The sequence below is a fragment of the Ralstonia flatus genome (assembly GCF_958439105.1).
GTDB classification, from domain to species: domain Bacteria; phylum Pseudomonadota; class Gammaproteobacteria; order Burkholderiales; family Burkholderiaceae; genus Ralstonia; species Ralstonia flatus.
This window is the reverse complement of sequence record NZ_CAUDLI010000004.1, coordinates 18,595-35,891: the sequence shown is the minus strand read 5'-3', so window position 1 is coordinate 35,891 and position 17,297 is coordinate 18,595. Positions and strand designations below refer to the sequence as shown.

The following is a 17,297-nucleotide window of genomic DNA, read 5'->3' as shown; positions in this document are numbered from 1 at the left end:
GCCTCAGGCAACGGCGCGCAGGAAGCGCGCGCCCACAAACAGCCCGGCCAGCCAGCTCAACGTCAGCGCCACGGCAACGAGCAACTCAAGCAGCGCGGTCGCATCGCCCGGCACGCTCATCGCCACCGCAATCACTGCGGCCATCAACGCAGCCGCCGCGAACAGGCTGACCAGCAGCGCGCCCAAACCCGATGCGAGTGTGCGTACAAGCGGCGGATGCACATGCGCCGGCGGACACAGCACAGCCATGCGCGCCCGCACATATGCCGTGGTGCGCGCCCCATCGGTGGCCTCGGCGTGATGGCGCATCACGTGCATCCAGGTTTGCGTGTCGAGCACGCCGGAACTGAGTTCCTGCGTCACGCGGCGCAGCGCAGCGCGTTCGCGCGCGTGGTCGGTGGCGTCGGACGGCGTTTCGTTCGGGTTCAGCCTGTCGAACACGGCAGGCGCGGCGGCCGGATCGCTCGCGCGCACCTCGTGCCGATACGTCACGCGCACGCGGCGCGAGCGGGCGAGATACGCGAGCGTCCCGATCGGCACCAACACCTCCGCCGCGAGCAACAGCGCAAGCGGCCATCCCGCCGACGTCGCACCGGATGCCTGCGCGGCCCACGCCTTGATCCCACCGCTCATGCCCAGCGTGGCGGCCAATTGCAGCAGGCAATATCCCAGCCAGACCCACGGAAACCAGCGCACACGCAAGAACGCCACCACCACGAGCCCCAACGGAAACGCCAGCCCCGCCAGCGCCGGCAGCGACCGCGCCGCGCCGTCGCCCGTCTCGCCCGATATCAGCACCATGGCGATCGCCAGCACCACCACCAGCGCCGGCAGCGTGTTCAGCCACAGCAGCGTCACCAGCCAGCCGCGAACGCCATACAGCCGATGCGCCCGCGCACGCGCCGCCGATATCGCAATCCACCTTCCTTGCATGAAGCTCCTCATCCGGGTCTGCCACGCCGCGCCGCGGCGCAGCATGGATTTCTGAATTTCGGCGATTGTGTCATTGGGGCAAAGCGGGCGCCCCCCTCTAGAGTGGGGGCGGCAGCACATTGTCGCCAATGTCTTGCCAGGCCCAATGCCGGCAAGGGATTGCGGGTGATTAGTTGTTCTTAAATCAGATGTTGAAATCACCGAGTGTTGTATCGGCGCCTTATGTGGGCGCATTGGCCGGCAACGGCCCGCATGTCCGCTGCGCATACCGGTCGGAACCATTTGCATGCGATGTGTGCGACGAGGCTCCTTACACTCGCTGCAACCTCACAGGAAGCCGATATGCGCCCACACCGTCTGCCGCAGTGCCTGCTGTCCGCCCTCACCCTGAGCCTGGCGCTTGCCGGCCCAGCCCGTACCGCGCCGGAGCCTGAACCACTCGACATCCTCATCCGCAACGGCACGGTGGTCGACGGCAGTGGCGGCGCGCCCTTCGTGGCCGACGTGGGCATCCGCAATGACCGCATCGTGCTGGTGCAGCCCTCCGCCACGGGCGTGCCGGCAAAAACGGTGCTCGACGCGCGCGGGCTGGTGGTGGCGCCGGGCTTTATCGATCCGCATACGCACGCCTATCACAACCTCATCTCCAAAGACCGGCGCCAGAACCTGCCGTACCTGCTGCAAGGCGTGACGACGGTGGTGATCGGCAACGACGGCATCGTGCTCGAAGGCGACGGGCCGGATCTCGACCGCATCGGGCCGACGCTCAAGGCGCTGGACGACAACCGCATCGGCACCAACGTGGCCATGCTGGTGGGCCACAACGCCGTGCGCCACCGCGTGATGGGCGACGTGGCGCGCGCACCGACCGGCGACGAACTCAAGGCCATGCAAGCCCTGATGGAAGACGGCATGCGCGACGGCGCATTCGGCATGTCGACGGGCCTGGTCTATACGCCAGGCGTGTTCGCCAAAACCGACGAGGTGGTCGCGCTGGCCAAGACCGTGGCCGCGCGTGGCGGCATCTACGACACACACCTGCGCGACGAGGGCAACTTTCGCACCGGCCTCGTCAACGCCGTGAAGGAGGCGTTGGACATCGGCCAGCAGTCCGGCATCCCGATCCACATCTCGCACATCAAGGCGCTGGGCGTGGATTCTTGGGGCAAGAGCGCCGAGATCATCAGCCTGATTCGGCAGGCGCAGGCCAACGGCATGAACGTATCGGCAAGCCAGTATCCGTACACGGCGTCGAGCACGCACATCATTCCGGCGCTGGTGCCGGGTTGGGCGCGTGACGGCGGCAACGACGCGCTGCTCAAGCGTCTGGAAGACCCGGCCACGCGCGCGCGCATTGCCACCGACATGGAAAAGGCCATGCAACAGCGCAACGGGCCGGCGGCGCAGGTGCTGATCTCCGCCAACCCCGAATACAACGGCCAGTCGCTCGAGGCGCTGGGCAAGAAGCTCGGCGTGAGCCCCGTCGATGCGGCCATCAGCGTGATCCAGCACGGCGGCACGAACATCGTGTCGTTCAACATGAGCGATGCCGACCTGGAAGCGTTCATGAAGCAGGACTTCGTCGTGGGCGGCTCCGACGGCATTGCCGGACACCCGCGCGAAGCCGGCACCTTCGCACGCCGCGTGGGCGAATACGTCACGCGCAAGCACGTGATGACGCTGCCGTTTGCCATCCGCCAGGCCAGCGCCCGCACGGCCGAAATCTTCGGCATCAAGGACCGCGGCACCGTGCAGGCTGGCAAGTTTGCCGACCTGGTCGTCTTCGACCCCGCCACCTACGCCGACCGCGCCAGCTATGAACGGCCTGGGCTGCCGCCCGTGGGCGTGCGGTGGGTGCTCGTCAACGGCACGGTGGCCGTGGCCGATGGCAAGGCGGTGCCGGATGTGCTGGCGGGGCAGGCGTTGCGCAAGTGACGCCCAGGAGCGCTACCATCGACGCTTCTTTGGTTTTTTTTATCCACACCCGAATCGACATGACCGACATCCAACGCTTCCACACCAACGCCCGCATGAGCCAGATCGTGATCGCCAACGGCATCGTGCATCTGGCCGGCCAAGTGCCCGACAGCGACTTCAAGTCGATCACCGAGCAGACCAACAACATCCTCGCGCGCATCGACGCCTTGCTGGCCGAAGCGGGTGTCGACAAGACGCGATTGATCTCCGCCAACATCTGGCTGACCGACGCCAAGCACTTCGCCGAGCTGAACGCCGCGTGGGAAGCGTGGGTGCCGGCCGGCCACGCGCCCACGCGCGCCTGCGTGCAGTCGGGCCTGATGCGCCCGGGCATCGATGTGGAAATCGCCGTCACGGCGCTGGCCAAGGGTTAAGGAGCCAGCCGCCATGCGCTTTGACACCCTTGTGCTGGGCGCCGGCATTGTCGGCGTGTCGGTGGCGGTGCATCTGCAGAAACGCGGGCGCGCCGTTGCGCTGGTGGACCGCCGTGCGCCGGGCTTTGAGACGTCGTTCGGCAATGCCGGGCTGATCCAGCGCGAGGGTGTGTATCCGTATGCGTTTCCGCGCGACCTGTCGACGTTGTTGCGTTATGCGGGCAACACGTCGGCGGACGTGCATTACCACCCCGGCGACCTGCCGCGGTTGCTGCCGTTTCTGTGGCAGTACTGGCGCAACTCGCACCCCACGCGGCACGCGGCGATTGCGCGTGCGTATGCGCCGCTGATCGCGCACAGCGTGAGCGAGCACCGCGCGCTGGCCGAAGCCGCCGGCGCCATGCATCTGATCCGGCCCAGCGGTTGGATCAAGGTCTTCCGCAATGCCGCCACGCAAGACAAGGAAACGCGCAACGTCGAGCGCTGGCAACGCGAATACGGCGTCGCCTTTGAAGCGCTTGACCCGGCGCGCCTGCGCAGCGTTGAACCGCATCTGGACACATCGCTGCTCGGCGGCCTGCGTTATACGGAAGCGGATTCCGTGAGCGACCCGAACGCGCTGGTCACGGCCTACGCAACGTATTTCAAGCAACTCGGCGGCCGCCTGTTTGAAGCCGATGCCAACACGCTGACGCCCAACGCCCCGTGGCTGTTGCAAACCAAGGAAGGCGAGCTGCGCGCAGACAACGTCGTCGTGGCGACGGGGCCGTGGGCGGATGTATTGACATCGCGCCTGGGCTACAGCCTGCCGCTGGCCGTCAAGCGCGGGTACCACATGCACTACGCACCCGCGCAAGGTGCGCAGTTGAACCATCCCGTGCTCGATGCGGACGGCGGTTATGTGCTGGCACCGATGGCACGCGGCATCCGGCTGACGACGGGCGCGGAACTCGCACACCGCGATGCTCCGAAGACGCCCGTGCAGCTCAATGCCGTCGAGCCCGTCGCCCGCAAGCTCTTTCCGCTGGCCGAACGTGTGGATGCGGAACCCTGGATGGGCGCACGCCCCTGCACGCCCGACATGCTGCCGATCATCGGACCGGCGCCGCACCACGCAAACATGTGGTTCGCGTTCGGCCATGCACACCACGGCTTGACGTTGGGTCCGATTACCGGGCGCTTAATTGCGGAAATGATGATGGGCGAAACACCGGCTGTGGATGTTCGCCCGTTCCGTGCTCAGCGGTTCTGGGATTCAGCGGGCTAGTTCCATCCGCGCGGGTGCGGGGCGGGTATTTGATCGGCAGGTCATCGTCGCGCCGGTCCTTCGGCGCCCTCGCCCGCCTAAAACTCCATATCCAGCTCATCGATATCTGCCTGCTCAGCCTTCGCCCCGGCAATCCATTCGGCGACGTGCGGGTGCTCAAGCACGCGCAGGCAATACTCGGCAATCTCCGGATCGAGCTTGACGTCATAGGTCAGGAACCGCATGACGACTGGCGCGTACATCGCGTCGGCCATGCTGATTTCGCCAAACAGCCAGGGGCCGCCGTACTGGGCGAGGCATTCGCGCCAGATGAGCGTGATGCGCTCGATGTCGTGCTGCGCGCGGGACCAGATGCGGAAGTTCGGAAAATGTGCGCGCAGGTTCATCGGCAGCGCCGAGCGCAACGCGCTGAAGCCCGAATGCATCTCGCCGCAGATCGCTCGGCAATGCGCGCGGGCATGTCGGTCGGCGGGCAGCAGCTTGGCCTCGGGCGAGAGTTCGTTGAGGTATTCGGCAATCGCCAGCACGTCCCACACCTTGCGGCCTTCGTGCGTGAGGCACGGCACCAGGATCGACGGCGACAGCAGCAGCAATTCCGCCCGCGATGAGGCGTCGATCGGCACGCTCACCGTCTCGAAAGGCAGGCCGCTGAGCTTGGCGAGGAGCCAGCCGCGCATCGACCACGACGAATAGTTACGACTGCTGATCGTCAGCGTTGTCAGGTCGACGGATCTCATATCGGTCCCCGGTTGTCCCCGTTTTCCAATCAGGTGCATGACCGGCGCCAAGCACCTTGCCGGTGCGCTGGTTGCACCCGCGCGCTGCAAAGACGCGTGCCACGCCGCACCCTGCGTGGATGCCGCGCAAAGCCTGTGCCAGTCATCATCAGCGCGGATGCGGTTTGGCGCCCACCGGCATGTGAGTTGGCACATGTATTGCCTGCTTCGTTCCACCGGCCTTGACGTGTCTTGCGACGCCATCACGGAAGCTGCCATGAACCTGCTCGCGTATCCCCTCTACCAGTGGCTGTCCGAATGCCTGCGGCCCGCGCGTGCATGGGCCTCGTTCTCGCGGCTGGCGATGGCCCAGTGGCCACAGTCGACCGAGCATCCCACTGCCCGGGCAGTGGATGCGTGGCTCGAACTGCTGGAGTGCAGCGCGATCACGCACCGCCGCCCATCGTTCGGTATCGACAGCGTCGAGGTCGACGGCCGCGTGGTGCCGATCGTGGAAGAGACCGCGATGCAAACGCCGTTCGGCACCCTCGTGCACTTCCGCAAGACCACGCCCACGCCGCAACCGCGCGTGCTGGTTGCCGCGCCCTTGTCCGGGCACTTCGCCACGCTGCTGCGCGGCACGCTGCGCACGATGCTGGCCGATCACGACGTGTACGTGACGGACTGGCACAACGCGCGCGACATTCCGGTGTCAGCCGGGCGCTTCGGCTTCGATGAATACGTCGGCCACCTGATCGATTTCATCCGCCACATCGGCCCCGACGCACACGTACTGGCCATCTGCCAGCCGACCGTGGCCGCGCTCTCGGCGGTCTCGCTCCTGGCCGCCGACAACGACCCCGCGCAGCCCGCCAGCCTCACACTCATGGCCGGCCCCATCGATTGTCGCGTGGGCCCCACCGCGGTGAATGCGTTGGCCAACAGCAAACCGATCGAATGGTTTGAGAAGAACCTGATCGGCGTGGTGCCGCCCGGCTTTGCTGGCGAGCAGCGCCGCGTGTATCCGGGCTTCGTGCAGTTGAGCGCGTTCATGTCGATGAATTCGGAACGCCACGTGCAGTCGTTTGAAGAGATGTATTACCAGCGCGCCAAGGGCGACCCGGCCAAGGCCGACACGATCCGCGCCTTCTACGACGAATACCTCGCCACGTGCGACCTCACCGCCGAGTTCTATCTGGAAACGGTCGAGAAGGTCTTTCAGCAATACGCATTGCCGCGCGGCGAGTTGATGGTCGGCGGTCGGCTGGTCGAACCGGCGGCGATCCATCGCACCGCGCTGCTGACGGTCGAGGGCGAGAAGGACGACATCTGCGCGGTCGGGCAGACCGTCGCCGCGCAGGATCTGTGCTCGGGGCTGCCGCCCTACCTGAAGACGCACCATGTGCAGGCCGGTGCGGGCCACTACGGCGTGTTCAACGGCAGCAAATGGGAAAAGCAGATCTACCCGATCGTGCGCGCCACCATCCACGACAACGAGCCCTTCGACGCCAGCACCACCGCCAGTGACGAAGACAACGCGCACCGCGTCACACTGCGCGCGCTGCTCGATGCGCGAACGTCGAGCCAGGCCGCCACCCGCCGACGCTCGCGCAAGATGGCGCTCACGCACTGACTGTCAGCGAGGCGTCATTCAACAGGGCGAGTATCGAAGCGGGGCAGGTCATTCTCCATCGATGTTGATCGATTCACGGAGGGTTGCGATGAACACTCACACCACGGAGTTCCAACGCGCTTCGAGCCTGTTGCATCCGGACGGCAATCCCATCCGGCTCAATACAGGCGACTTCGTTGCGGTCGATCGCCGCCAGGATGCCAAGTACGAAGCGACCTATCGCCCACAGGCGCTGTACAGCCGCGCCGACGAAGGCTTTGCCGCCAACAACGAAGCCTTCTTGCTGCATGAGGTCGCCACCAACCGGCCGATCTATCTGGAAGACACCGGCCCGACCGATTTCCATCTGCATCTGCCGCCGGGCGCGTTTCAGTTTGTGCTGGTCACCTCGGGCGTATTTACGTTCGACTACGATGGCCGGCTGCATTACGTCGGCCCCGGTTCGGTGATACTGCAAAGCGCGATCGTGCATCGGCAGCTTTTCTACACGTGGTCGGGCCTGTCGACCGAAGACAACCTGAGCACGCCGCAAACCGTGGTGCCCGACGCACTTTCCATGGGCTGCTCGGGCAAGTTTCTCGAAGCGTTCATCACCGATCCGACAACGTTTCCCAACCCGACGATTGTGCCGTCTGCGCTGATCGACGAAGCCGAGACGCCGCGCATCGCCTGGAGTCATCCAGCACATGACCGGCCGCCCGGTGCAGATTTCTGGGTGCAAGACCCGCTGGAGTTGCATGCGCTGTACAAGCCGCTTGCCGGCGGCTCCATCCAATCGCCCGGACCGGTCTACGTGCGCGACACCGGCATCGAAGCACCCAGCGGCCAGCTTGTGACGGGACACATCATTGCCACCGACCCGCGCGGCCAGTCGAGCCTCCCCAAGAGCCAGGCAGGGGCAGTGGACGCGGCGTCCTTCTCGAAAGGCGAGGTGGTCGTTTACCGCGTCATTCGCGGCACGGCCGAATTCAAGGACGGCGCGGGCAACATGCTCGAGCTGGCCGCCGGCGACGTGGTGACGGCAGGCCAGCATTCGGTCAGGCTCGTCGGCATGGGCGAAGACACGCAGATCCTCCGCCTCGGCCTGCTGAGCAACATCGAAAAGCTGCGCAGCTGGACGCGCGCGCAATGCGACGAGATCGACGGCCTGGCGGGCCGGATCATCAACAGGACGGAGACGCGCCCGCAACGGACCGAAGGTAAGCCGGTCGGGTATCTCTACGAAACCGTCGCGGCATCCAACGGGAACACGGGCCGCTTGAGCGTGGCAAACGGAAAGCGGGTGTAGTCGGAACTCGTCACGCCGCCGCCGTCGCACTCCACCACGGCCTTGGCAATGGGCACGAACACGGGCCGGCAATACATGCGCGACTTCAACAGCACGAAGCGCGCGGCATGCGGGTCCACGCCGATGTGCGTGAAGATGCCGAGGTCCCAATGCTCCTGCGGCGTCTCCGTGACGACGATCTGCGCCGCGCCGATGTCGAGCAGCGCCGTGCGGCCCATGCGGATGCGCTGGCCCGTATAGGTCGGCCCCGTGATGGTGTATTCGCCGTCGCTGATAGCGACAACCTTGCCCGTCAGCGCGCGCGGCACCGGGTAGATGCCGAGCTGCACGAGCGGCACCTTGTCGCCCACCGGCAGCGTGACCGTGGCACCCTCGCCCGCCTCGATCATCGCCGCGACGGCTTCCGGGTCGCACACCGGCCCGACAGCGATGCCACTCAAGCCTTGCCGCAACGCTTCATGCAGGACGTGCATGTCGTCGCACGTGCCGCCCGACATGCAGTTGTCGCCGTGGTCGAGCAGCAGCACGGGGCCGCTGCCCGGGGCATCGGCCAACTTGGCCGCACGCGAGATCGATTCGGTCAACGGTTCAGAGCGGTAGACGAACCCTTCGCGATCAGCCCAGATGGCATCGGCAATGCGTTGCGCTGCAGCGTCGGCGGCATGTTTGTCGCCGTTGCCGACCACCACGACGGAAAGGCACGGCGCGGCAATGTCGGCCAGCCCGAATCCGGCGAGGACCGACACGGCCAGCATGCCGTCGTTCTCGGCCTGTTTGGCGAGCGCCACGGCGCGGTGCATCGCGCCTTCGTCGGTGCGGCTGCGTAGGGTGTGCGTGACCATCGGCAGGCGGCGCCACGCGAGCACGGGGTTCGCGCGGCCGGCCAGCTTGTCGAACAGCAGGCGGCCGGCGTGCTCGCCGGTTTCGTACATGTCGACGTGCGGATACGTCTTGAAACTGACGGCGATGTCGGCCAAGTCGATGAACTTCTGCGTGAGATTGCCGTGCAAGTCGAGCGCGACGGCAATCGGCACATCGGGCACCACCGCACGCAGGCGTTCGAGCAGGTCGCCTTCGCCATCGTCGCTGTTCTCCGCGACCATCGCGCCGTGCAGGTCGAGCAACAGCGCATCGCACCCCGGCGCCGCCGCGACGATGGCGTCGCACAACGTGGTGTACGCCTCGGCAGCGACGCGTCCGCTGGGGTTCGCTCCGGCCACGACGGGCACGACGATTTCCGCGCCTGCCGCCTCCGCCAGATCGATGAACGCACCGGCCGCCGTGCGCGTGCCCTTGGCGGCGCGGTACGCGTCGGCGCCGTAGTGTGGATGGAACGATGCCAGCGGCGTCGGCACCGGCGAGAACGTATTCGTCTCGTGATTGAAGCGGGCGATCAGGATGCGCATGGGCGGTCGGGGGGTTGTGTCAAACGCGGCCAGCGGCCTGCAGCATCGCGTGCAGCAGCACGTTGGCCCCGGCTTCCAGATGTTCGGGGCGGGCGTCTTCGATCTCGTTGTGGCTGATGCCGTCCTTGCACGGCACGAAGATCATCGCGGTGGGGGCCACGCGCGCCAGATAGACCGCGTCATGGCCTGCGCCGCTGATCACGTCCATCTCCGACAACCCCAACTGCCGCGCGCCGCTGCGCACCGCGTTCACCAGCGTGGCGTCAAACGGCTGCGGCGGGAAGTAGACGACCTGGCGCAATGCGATGTCGATGCCGCTGCGTGTGCGCAACTCCGCCACTGCGTCATGCAGTGCCGCATCCATGTCGGACAACACCGCGTCGTCGGCCGCGCGAAAATCGATCGTCATCGATACCTGGCCCGGAATCACGTTGCGCGAATCCGGATGCACGCTCAGGCAGCCCACCGTGGCGCGCGCATGCGGCGGGCGCTCGAGCGCGATGCGGTTGGCAATGCCGACGAGTTCTGCGGCGGGCAGCAACGCATCGCGGCGCAGCTCCATCGGCGTGGGGCCGGCGTGCGCTTCCATGCCGGTCAAGACCACGTCGTACCAGCGCTGGCCGAGCGCGCCCGTCACCACGCCGATGGTCGTGGCGTGCGCCTCCAGCACCGGCCCCTGTTCGATATGCGCTTCGAAGTAGGCACCGACGGCTCGGCCGCCGACAGGCTCACTCCCCGCGTAGCCGATACTGCGCAGCGCCTCGCCCACGGCCACGCCGTCGCGGTCCTGCGCGGCCAGCACGGCGTCCAGCGCAAACTCGCCGATGAACGCGCCGGAGCCCATCATCACCGGCACGAAGCGCGAGCCTTCTTCGTTGGTCCACACGGCCACTTCGATGGGCGCTTCCGTTTCGATGCCCGCATCGTTGAGCGCGCGCACCACCTCGATGCCCGCGAACACGCCGTAGTTGCCGTCGAACTTGCCGCCCGTCGGCTGCGTGTCGATATGGCTGCCGGTCATGACGGGCGGCAGCGCGTTGTTGCGCCCTGGCCGGCGCGCGAAGAGGTTGCCGATGGCGTCCACACGCACGGTGCAGCCCGCGGCTTCGGCCTGGGCGACGAAAAAGTCGCGGCCTTGCCGGTCGAGATCGGTCAACGCGAGGCGGCGCACGCCGCCCTTGGGCGTGGCGCCGATGCGCGCCTGCTGCATGAGCGTGTCCCACAGGCGCGCCCCGTTGATGCGCAAAGTGGTATCGAGTTGGGTGGTCGTCATGATGTGTACGTTTAAGCGGCCAGGCCGACGCCAAGGTAGCGGTCCTTGATGGCGTCGTCGGCGCGGAAGGCTTCGTTGGTGCCGGTGTAGACCACGCGGCCCTGTTCGATGATCACGTGGCGATCGGCGAGCTGCGTGCAGACTTCGAGGTTCTGTTCGACGAGCAGGATGGACACGCCCGCCTGCTTGATGACCTTCAGCTGCGCGACGATTTCTTCCACGATGACGGGCGCCAGACCTTCGACCGGTTCGTCGAGCATCAGCAGGCGCGGGTGGTTCATCAGCGCGCGCCCGATGGCGAGCATCTGCTGCTCGCCGCCGGAGAGGTTGGCGCCGCCGTTGCGCCGCCGCTCATGCAGGCGCGGGAAGATGCGATAGATGTCGGCCAGCTGCCACGGAGAATCCCGCCGCGCGCCGAGCTTCAGGTTTTCCTCCACCGTCAGCAGCTTGAAGATGCCGCGATGCTCCGGCACCAGGCACAGGCCCTGCGCGGCAATGCGATGCGGCGGCTGCCCAGCGATGTCCTTGCCGCGAAAACGCACCTGCCCGCCGCGCGGCGTCACCACGCCGGCAATCGTCTTCAGGGTGGTCGACTTTCCGGCGCCATTGCGGCCGAGCAGCGTCACGAGTTCGCCCTCGCCCACCGTGAGCGCCACGCCCTGCAGCACGTGGCTCTTGCCGTAATAGCCGTGGAGGTCTGCAACGTCGAGAATCGCCGTCGTCTTCATTTCTTGCCTCCCGTGATCATGTTGCCGAGATACGCGGCGCGCACGCGCGGGTCCGACCGCACGGCGTCGGGCGTGCCCTCCATGAGCACCTTGCCCTGCTGCATGACGGTGATCGTGTCGGAGATGTCCATCACGATGTCCATGTTGTGTTCGATCAGCACGACCGTGTGGTCCTGCGCCAGGCCGCGGATGAGCGCCTTCATGGCGGGCAGGTCGTCCACGCCCATGCCGGAGGTCGGCTCGTCGAGAAAGATCGCGCGCGGGTTGGCGGCCAGCGCCATGCCGACTTCCAGCCGCCGCTGCTGGCCGTGCGAAAGCGCGGCGGCTGGCGTGTCGGCCAGGCGCGGCAACTCAAGCCGATCGAGCACGCGGTCGACCGTATCGGTGCAAGCCAGATCGCCCTGCGGCAGGCGCCAGCCGTGCATGGCGCGACGCGGCGTGGTGCCGAGTGCGGCCAGGCGCAGGTTCTCGCGCACGGACAGGCTCGGGAACAGGCTCGTCACCTGGAACGAACGTGCGATGCCGCGCTGCACGCGCTGGTAGTCGGCTTCATGCGTCACGTCGTGGCCATCGAAGACGATGGTGCCGCTGGTGATCATGCGCGTGCCCGTGAGCATGTGGAACAGCGTGGTCTTGCCCGCGCCATTGGGCCCGATGACGGAGTGGACCGTGCCGGGCATCACGCGCAGATCGACGCCGCCCAGTGCGGTGAACTTGCCGTACTGCTTGACGATGCCGGTGGCCTGGAGGATGGGCGTGGTGGTCATGCGCGTTCCTCCTGCACCGCCGGTGCGTGACGCGGCGCGCGCACGCGCTGCCACAGCTTCTGCCCGAGCCCGAACAGCCCGCGCTGCATGAACAGGCTCACCGCAATCAACAGGAAGCCCAGCAGCATCAGCCAGCGCGGCCACAGGCTCGAGAGCCAGTCCGACAGCAACACATAGAACGCTGCGCCCAACACCGAGGCAAACACGTTGCCCGTGCCGCCGATGACGGTCATCACCAGAATCATCTCGCTGACGTGGTAGTCGATATTGGCCAGCGGCGCGATGCCCGTGAGCATGGCGTGCAGGGCGCCCGCCAGCCCCGTCACCGCACCGGAGATGACAAACGCGAGCAGCTTGAAGGCGCGCACGTTGTAGCCGACGGCGAGCGCACGTTCTTCGTTGTCGCGAATGGCCAGCAGCGTGCGGCCAAACACCGATTCCGTCACCCGCTGCACGACGAAAAACACGACGAGGAACAGCGCTGCGACAAACGCGTAGAACGCCCACGGCGACGCCGCAAACGCCGGACGCGGAATGTCTAGCAGGCCGTTGTCTCCGCCTGTGAGCGACGGCGTGGTGTAGGCCAGGAAATAGAACATCTGGGAGAAAGCCAGCGTCAGCATGACGAAGTACGTGCCGCGCTGGCGGATGGCAAACCAGCCGACCACCGCCGCCACGACCGCGCCCACCACCACGGCCAGGACAAGTGCCACCGGCGTCGGCAGCGCCAGTTGTGTGAGGCCGATGCCTGCGGCATAGCCGCCGAGCCCGAAGAAGATGCCTTGCCCGAACGACAGCAGCCCCGTGTAGCCGAGCAGCACGTTGCAGGCCATCACGGCCATCGCGTAGACGAGCACTTCGGTGGCCAACGTGCCGGACCTGAGCACCAGCGGCAGGAGCAACGTCACGCCCAGCGCCAGCCACCAGAAGCGATGACGCGAAATTCCATGGAATGCGGCTTGCATCATCCCCTCCCCAGCAGGCCGTGCGGGCGCAGCAGCAGCACGGCCGCCATCGCCACGTAGATCATCAGCCGTGCGCCCTCGGGCCACAGCGTGCTCATCAGGCTCTGCACGATGCCGACCAGCAGGCCGCCGACCAGCGCCCCCGCAAAGCTGCCCATGCCGCCCACCACCACAACCACGAAGGCGACGCCGAGGGCCTCTACGCCCATGAAGGGTTCCGCGCCGCGAATGGGCGCCGCCAGCACACCGGCCACCGCCGACGTCGCCGCGCCCAGTGCAAACATCAAGCTGAACAGGCGGAACACGTTGATGCCGAGCAGCGAGACCATCTCGGTCGATTCACTGCCCGCGCGCACCGCGCTGCCCAGGCGCGTGCCCTCCAGCAGCCACCACAGCGCGAGCGCCAGCACGGCTGTAAAACCGATGACGAACAGGCGGTATTTCGGGTAGACGAAATCGCCCCACATCACCACGCCCTGCAAGGCATCGGGCGCCGGTACATCGACGCCCAGCGGCCCCCACGCCACGATGATGAGTTCCTGCACGACCAGGGCCAGACCCACGGTGACGAGGATGTGGAATTCGTGCGCCTGCGCGTAGACGTGGCGCAGCAGCATTTTCTCCGTCACCCACGCCAGCGCGCCGATGACAATGGGCGCAAGCACGAGCGCCAGCCAGAAATCCATGCCCATCTGCAGGGCCTGGAAGCAGAGATACGCGCCCAGCGCATAAAACGCGCCGTGGGCGAAATTGACGAAGCGCAACAGCCCGAAGATGATCGACAGCCCCACCGCCAGCAGGAAGTAGAGCATGCCGATCCCCACGCCGTTGACGACCTGGAGCAGGTAGACGTTCATTGCGTTGACCGAAATGGCACTCAGGAAGACAAGCGCCCGTGCTTCAACAACTGAAGCCAGCCGGGCGTGCCGCAGATCAGACCCTCAGGCCAGCTTGCACTGCGTCTGTTCGACCGGCAGGAAGGCCTTGCCGACGGCGACCACTTCGGCGAAGTCGTCCTTGTCCTTCATGCGGTTCTTGGGCTTGCCCTTGAGCAGGTAGTAGTTCTTGAGCACCTGGTGGTCGGCCGCGCGAATTTCTTCGGGGCCCGTCAGGCCGTCGTACTTCATGCCCTGCAGCGCGGCAATCACGGCCTTCGGATCGGCGCTGCCGGCCCTGGCCATCGCGTCGAGCAGGATCTTGGTGCAGGTGTACGAGCCGGCCAGGCTGTAGTTCGGGTTGGTCTTGAACGCCGCCTGCGTGCGCTTGACCAGATCGCGGTTGGCAGGCGTATCGACGTCGTGCCAGTACTGCGCGCCGAAGTACACGCCGTCGCACAGGTCGGCGCCGAGCGATTCGAACTGCTCCAGGCCAGACGCCCACGCCACCAGGATCGTCGTGTTCTTCTTCATGCCGAAGCTCACCGCCTGGCGCAGCGTGTCGGACGATTGCGAGCCGAAGTTCAGGATCAGTAGCACGTCGGGCTTGGCGGCCATCGCGTTGGTCAGGTAGCCGCTGAATTCCTTCTCGGTGAGCGCGTGATAGCTGTTGCCCACATGCTCGATACCCCTTTCCTTGAAGATGCTCTTGGCCGCCGACAGCAACCCGTCGCCAAACACGTATTGCGGCGTGATGGTGTACCAGCGCTTGGCCTTGGGCATCGATTCGATCAGCGGGCGCACGGTGCGCTCGATGGCGCCGTATGTGGGCACCGACCAGCGGAAGGTCGCACGGTTGCAGTCCTTGCCGGTAATTTCATCGGCACCCGCAGTCGTGATGAACACCCCGCCGAACTTCTCCGCCTCCTTGCCCATCGCCAGCGACTCGGACGACAGGATGCCGCCCGCGAAGTAGCGCGCGTTCTTCTGCTGCGCGAGTTCCTGGACCTTGCGCACGGCCGTCGCCGGCTTGCCTTCGGTGTCGAGCACGCTGTACGCCAACGGGCGCCCCAACACCTTGCCGTATTGCTCCACGGCCAGCTTCATGCCGAGGTCGGCGAATTTGCCGTTGGCGGCAAACGGGCCGGACATCGGCACCGGACAGCCCAGTTCGATGGCGTCGGCAGCCCACGCAGAACGGGCCTGCAGCAGCGACGCGGGCACGGCGGACAGCGCCGCCAGTTTGAGCAAATCTCGACGATTCAAAGCGCACTCCTCAAGTTCGTGTGAATACAGAACAGCGCTCGGAGCCACCACCGGCGGCAGCTTCCTCCTAGCCTTGACCGGCGAGGTTTTCGCCGACCATCACGCCGAGCAAGAACCAGACCAGTTTTTTATATTTGTTATGATAAATAGGCGAAATCATCATAGAAGCCGCATCGGCGATGCGTCAACGGCAAAGGCGTCGGTGTTTACTCCAAGGTGTGCGACACGGCCGCCCCGCACGACGATGTGGGAAACCGGTGCGCACGCACGATTGCGGGGCACACATGCACCACGCCGGCCAGTCGGCACGACGCGGGCCCGCAGTTAGAATGCGCGCTACAAGGAACGGACATCCATGGCCACACTCGGAGCAGGCAAGACGGCGTCGATCGGCATCCGCAAGCAAAAGCGCGCCGACCTCGTTGCCGAAGAACTCAAGCGGCTGATCACGCAGCGCAACCTCAAGCCCGGCGACAAGCTCCCGCAGGAGGTCAAGCTGCAGGAGACCTTCGGGGTCAGCAAGGGCACCATCCGCGAAGCGCTCAAGTCGTTGGAGGTGCAGGGGCTGGTGAGTGTGAGCACGGGGCCCGCCGGCGGCGGCACCATCGTCGAGGTGCCGTTGGACCGCACGTTCCAGCTCATGCAGAACTATCTGTTCTTCAAAGACATCGGCATTGCAGACGTCTACACCGTGCGGTGTCTGCTTGAACCTGAACTGGCCGCGGGTGCGGTGCCGCATCTGACCGAAGACGATTTCCGCGCGCTCGAGCACACCATCGACCTGTGCGACCCAGCGTCGACCAAGGCCGCGGCGCCGCTGGACCAGCGCCAGGAAGACCTGAGCTTTCACGACATCCTGGCCGCTGCCAATCCCAACCCGATGCTGCGGTTCTGCTGCGAGCTGATCAACGAGATGATTCGGCAGCTTGTGGTGTTCGGCAACGAAACCTCGCCGAAGGACCACGCGAAGTTCGGCGCCTCCAACGTGAAGTTCCACCGGCAGATTCTGGATGCGGCCCGCGCGCGCGACGCCGACACCGTGCGTGCACTCATGAGTACGCACATGGATGACTGCACGCATCACGTCACGCGCATGAAGGGCCGCGTGCACGGCCGCCTCGTGCTCGACTCAGAGATGCCGCGCCGCCATCGGCCGTTGATCGACGATCACGACGACAGCGACCACAACCACAGCGAAGACCGCGCGTGATGGTTCAGTAAGTCTTGTAGGGCAGGAACTTGCCGCTCATGACGATGCGCACGCGATCGCCCTTGGGGTCGGGCTCGCGCTGGAGATCCATGTTGAAGTCGATGGCGCTCATGATGCCGTCGCCAAACTCTTCGTGGATCAGCGCCTTGAATGTCGTGCCGTACACGCTGATGAGTTCATAGAAGCGGTAGATCAGCGGATCCGTCGGCACGGCCGTCGGCAGCGAGCCTTTGTACGGCGGCACCTGCAGCAGCGCGACGGCCTCTTCCGACAAATCCAATGCCGCGCCCACGGCCTTGGCCTGTGCTTCGGTCAACGTCATCTGACCGAGCAACGCAGCAGTGCTCCACTCCTTGCTGTGGCCGATCACCTCGGCCAACTGCGCCCAGCTCAACTGCTTCTTGATCTTCTGCAGGACGATCATTTCCGTCACATCTTCGCGTTGCATATCGGCACCTCCGGTGGGTTGAGGAAACGGCGCGCAGCATGAGCAAGGTCGATGCCATGCATGCAACGCCGCGCCTGCGGCGACGCTTGCGCCCGATGTAAAAATTTCCGCATCGCAACATCCGTCCGGCAACCGTTTCAACGCGTTGCGGAAAGCCTCGAACTAGGGCAA

The 17,297-nt window shown here is 65.8% G+C and carries 16 protein-coding genes; 6 read left to right on the top strand and 10 right to left on the bottom strand.

Annotated features, from left to right (window positions below; all coding sequences use genetic code 11):
* Positions 1 to 3 precede the first annotated feature (3 nt).
* Positions 4 to 933: a hypothetical protein gene (locus R2676_RS10375; protein WP_206274535.1), complete on the bottom strand. Its 930-nt coding sequence runs from the start codon at positions 931 to 933 to the stop codon at positions 4 to 6.
* A gap of 342 nt (positions 934 to 1,275) precedes the next feature.
* Here R2676_RS10375 and R2676_RS10370 point away from each other — a divergent pair, with 342 nt between their 5' ends.
* The 3 genes from R2676_RS10370 to R2676_RS10360 are packed head-to-tail and all read left to right on the top strand — an operon-like array spanning position 1,276 to position 4,551.
* Positions 1,276 to 2,868 (top strand): N-acyl-D-amino-acid deacylase family protein, encoded by a 1,593-nt coding sequence (locus tag R2676_RS10370; protein WP_206274534.1) that lies wholly within the window; start codon positions 1,276 to 1,278, stop codon positions 2,866 to 2,868.
* Positions 2,869 to 2,927: 59 nt separating this feature from the next.
* On the top strand, positions 2,928 to 3,284 hold the full coding sequence (locus tag R2676_RS10365; protein ID WP_027679703.1) for a RidA family protein: 357 nt from the start codon (positions 2,928 to 2,930) through the stop codon (positions 3,282 to 3,284).
* 13 nt (positions 3,285 to 3,297) lie between these two features.
* A complete protein-coding gene (locus R2676_RS10360) occupies positions 3,298 to 4,551 on the top strand; it encodes an NAD(P)/FAD-dependent oxidoreductase (protein ID WP_206274533.1) in 1,254 nt (417 codons plus the stop codon).
* A gap of 77 nt (positions 4,552 to 4,628) precedes the next feature.
* Here R2676_RS10360 and R2676_RS10355 read toward each other — a convergent pair whose 3' ends face one another.
* Complete coding sequence (locus R2676_RS10355; RefSeq protein ID WP_206274532.1) at positions 4,629 to 5,288, bottom strand: glutathione S-transferase family protein; 660 nt, start codon at positions 5,286 to 5,288, stop codon at positions 4,629 to 4,631.
* A gap of 256 nt (positions 5,289 to 5,544) precedes the next feature.
* On the opposite strand from R2676_RS10355, the gene R2676_RS10350 reads away from it, so the two are divergent.
* Positions 5,545 to 6,900: a polyhydroxyalkanoate depolymerase gene (locus R2676_RS10350; protein WP_206274850.1), complete on the top strand. Its 1,356-nt coding sequence runs from the start codon at positions 5,545 to 5,547 to the stop codon at positions 6,898 to 6,900.
* Between the two features lie 88 nt (positions 6,901 to 6,988).
* A complete protein-coding gene (locus tag R2676_RS10345; RefSeq protein WP_206274531.1) occupies positions 6,989 to 8,188 on the top strand; it encodes a cupin domain-containing protein in 1,200 nt (399 codons plus the stop codon).
* On the opposite strand, the gene R2676_RS10340 is transcribed toward R2676_RS10345, so the two are convergent.
* The 7 genes from R2676_RS10340 to R2676_RS10310 all read right to left on the bottom strand — a co-directional run bounded on the left by R2676_RS10340 (position 8,119) and on the right by R2676_RS10310 (position 15,468).
* Positions 8,119 to 9,594 carry a M81 family metallopeptidase gene (locus R2676_RS10340; RefSeq protein ID WP_206274530.1) on the bottom strand — a complete coding sequence of 492 codons (1,476 nt, stop codon included), beginning with the start codon at positions 9,592 to 9,594 and terminating at the stop codon, positions 8,119 to 8,121. The genes R2676_RS10345 and R2676_RS10340 overlap by 70 nt on opposite strands.
* Before the next feature lie 19 nt (positions 9,595 to 9,613).
* Complete coding sequence (locus R2676_RS10335) at positions 9,614 to 10,867, bottom strand: Zn-dependent hydrolase (RefSeq protein WP_206274529.1); 1,254 nt, start codon at positions 10,865 to 10,867, stop codon at positions 9,614 to 9,616.
* A gap of 11 nt (positions 10,868 to 10,878) precedes the next feature.
* On the bottom strand, positions 10,879 to 11,595 hold the full coding sequence (locus R2676_RS10330) for an ABC transporter ATP-binding protein (protein ID WP_206274528.1): 717 nt from the start codon (positions 11,593 to 11,595) through the stop codon (positions 10,879 to 10,881).
* Positions 11,592 to 12,362 carry an ABC transporter ATP-binding protein gene (locus R2676_RS10325; RefSeq protein WP_206274527.1) on the bottom strand — a complete coding sequence of 257 codons (771 nt, stop codon included), beginning with the start codon at positions 12,360 to 12,362 and terminating at the stop codon, positions 11,592 to 11,594. The genes R2676_RS10330 and R2676_RS10325 overlap by 4 nt, the downstream gene beginning before the upstream one ends.
* Positions 12,359 to 13,327, bottom strand: coding sequence for a branched-chain amino acid ABC transporter permease (locus R2676_RS10320; RefSeq protein WP_206274849.1), 969 nt, complete (start codon positions 13,325 to 13,327; stop codon positions 12,359 to 12,361). The genes R2676_RS10325 and R2676_RS10320 overlap by 4 nt, the downstream gene beginning before the upstream one ends.
* Positions 13,327 to 14,184 carry a branched-chain amino acid ABC transporter permease gene (locus R2676_RS10315; RefSeq protein WP_206274526.1) on the bottom strand — a complete coding sequence of 286 codons (858 nt, stop codon included), beginning with the start codon at positions 14,182 to 14,184 and terminating at the stop codon, positions 13,327 to 13,329. The genes R2676_RS10320 and R2676_RS10315 overlap by 1 nt, the downstream gene beginning before the upstream one ends.
* A gap of 84 nt (positions 14,185 to 14,268) precedes the next feature.
* Positions 14,269 to 15,468: an ABC transporter substrate-binding protein gene (locus tag R2676_RS10310; RefSeq protein ID WP_206274525.1), complete on the bottom strand. Its 1,200-nt coding sequence runs from the start codon at positions 15,466 to 15,468 to the stop codon at positions 14,269 to 14,271.
* Positions 15,469 to 15,823: 355 nt separating this feature from the next.
* On the opposite strand from R2676_RS10310, the gene R2676_RS10305 reads away from it, so the two are divergent.
* The gene (locus tag R2676_RS10305; RefSeq protein ID WP_206274524.1) at positions 15,824 to 16,678 is read left to right on the top strand and encodes a FadR/GntR family transcriptional regulator; all 855 of its coding nucleotides are present in this window, start codon (positions 15,824 to 15,826) and stop codon (positions 16,676 to 16,678) included.
* A gap of 4 nt (positions 16,679 to 16,682) precedes the next feature.
* Here R2676_RS10305 and cynS read toward each other — a convergent pair whose 3' ends face one another.
* Entirely contained in the window at positions 16,683 to 17,126 is a 444-nt protein-coding gene (gene cynS, locus R2676_RS10300; protein WP_027679691.1) for a cyanase, read from the bottom strand.
* Positions 17,127 to 17,297 lie beyond the last annotated feature (171 nt).

What these genes read in the sequence shown, in the direction of transcription:
- R2676_RS10340 (WP_206274530.1), bottom strand. Translation starts at nt 9,594, where the DNA reads ATGCGCATCCTGATCGCCCGCTTCAATCACGAGACGAATACGTTCTCG.
- R2676_RS10345 (WP_206274531.1), top strand. Translation starts at nt 6,989, where the DNA reads ATGAACACTCACACCACGGAGTTCCAACGCGCTTCGAGCCTGTTGCAT.
- R2676_RS10315 (WP_206274526.1), bottom strand. Translation starts at nt 14,184, where the DNA reads ATGAACGTCTACCTGCTCCAGGTCGTCAACGGCGTGGGGATCGGCATG.
- R2676_RS10360 (WP_206274533.1), top strand. Translation starts at nt 3,298, where the DNA reads ATGCGCTTTGACACCCTTGTGCTGGGCGCCGGCATTGTCGGCGTGTCG.
- R2676_RS10330 (WP_206274528.1), bottom strand. Translation starts at nt 11,595, where the DNA reads ATGAAGACGACGGCGATTCTCGACGTTGCAGACCTCCACGGCTATTAC.
- R2676_RS10375 (WP_206274535.1), bottom strand. Translation starts at nt 933, where the DNA reads ATGCAAGGAAGGTGGATTGCGATATCGGCGGCGCGTGCGCGGGCGCAT.
- R2676_RS10370 (WP_206274534.1), top strand. Translation starts at nt 1,276, where the DNA reads ATGCGCCCACACCGTCTGCCGCAGTGCCTGCTGTCCGCCCTCACCCTG.
- cynS (WP_027679691.1), bottom strand. Translation starts at nt 17,126, where the DNA reads ATGCAACGCGAAGATGTGACGGAAATGATCGTCCTGCAGAAGATCAAG.
- R2676_RS10325 (WP_206274527.1), bottom strand. Translation starts at nt 12,362, where the DNA reads ATGACCACCACGCCCATCCTCCAGGCCACCGGCATCGTCAAGCAGTAC.
- R2676_RS10355 (WP_206274532.1), bottom strand. Translation starts at nt 5,288, where the DNA reads ATGAGATCCGTCGACCTGACAACGCTGACGATCAGCAGTCGTAACTAT.
- R2676_RS10320 (WP_206274849.1), bottom strand. Translation starts at nt 13,327, where the DNA reads ATGCAAGCCGCATTCCATGGAATTTCGCGTCATCGCTTCTGGTGGCTG.
- R2676_RS10305 (WP_206274524.1), top strand. Translation starts at nt 15,824, where the DNA reads ATGGCCACACTCGGAGCAGGCAAGACGGCGTCGATCGGCATCCGCAAG.
- R2676_RS10365 (WP_027679703.1), top strand. Translation starts at nt 2,928, where the DNA reads ATGACCGACATCCAACGCTTCCACACCAACGCCCGCATGAGCCAGATC.
- R2676_RS10335 (WP_206274529.1), bottom strand. Translation starts at nt 10,867, where the DNA reads ATGACGACCACCCAACTCGATACCACTTTGCGCATCAACGGGGCGCGC.
- R2676_RS10350 (WP_206274850.1), top strand. Translation starts at nt 5,545, where the DNA reads ATGAACCTGCTCGCGTATCCCCTCTACCAGTGGCTGTCCGAATGCCTG.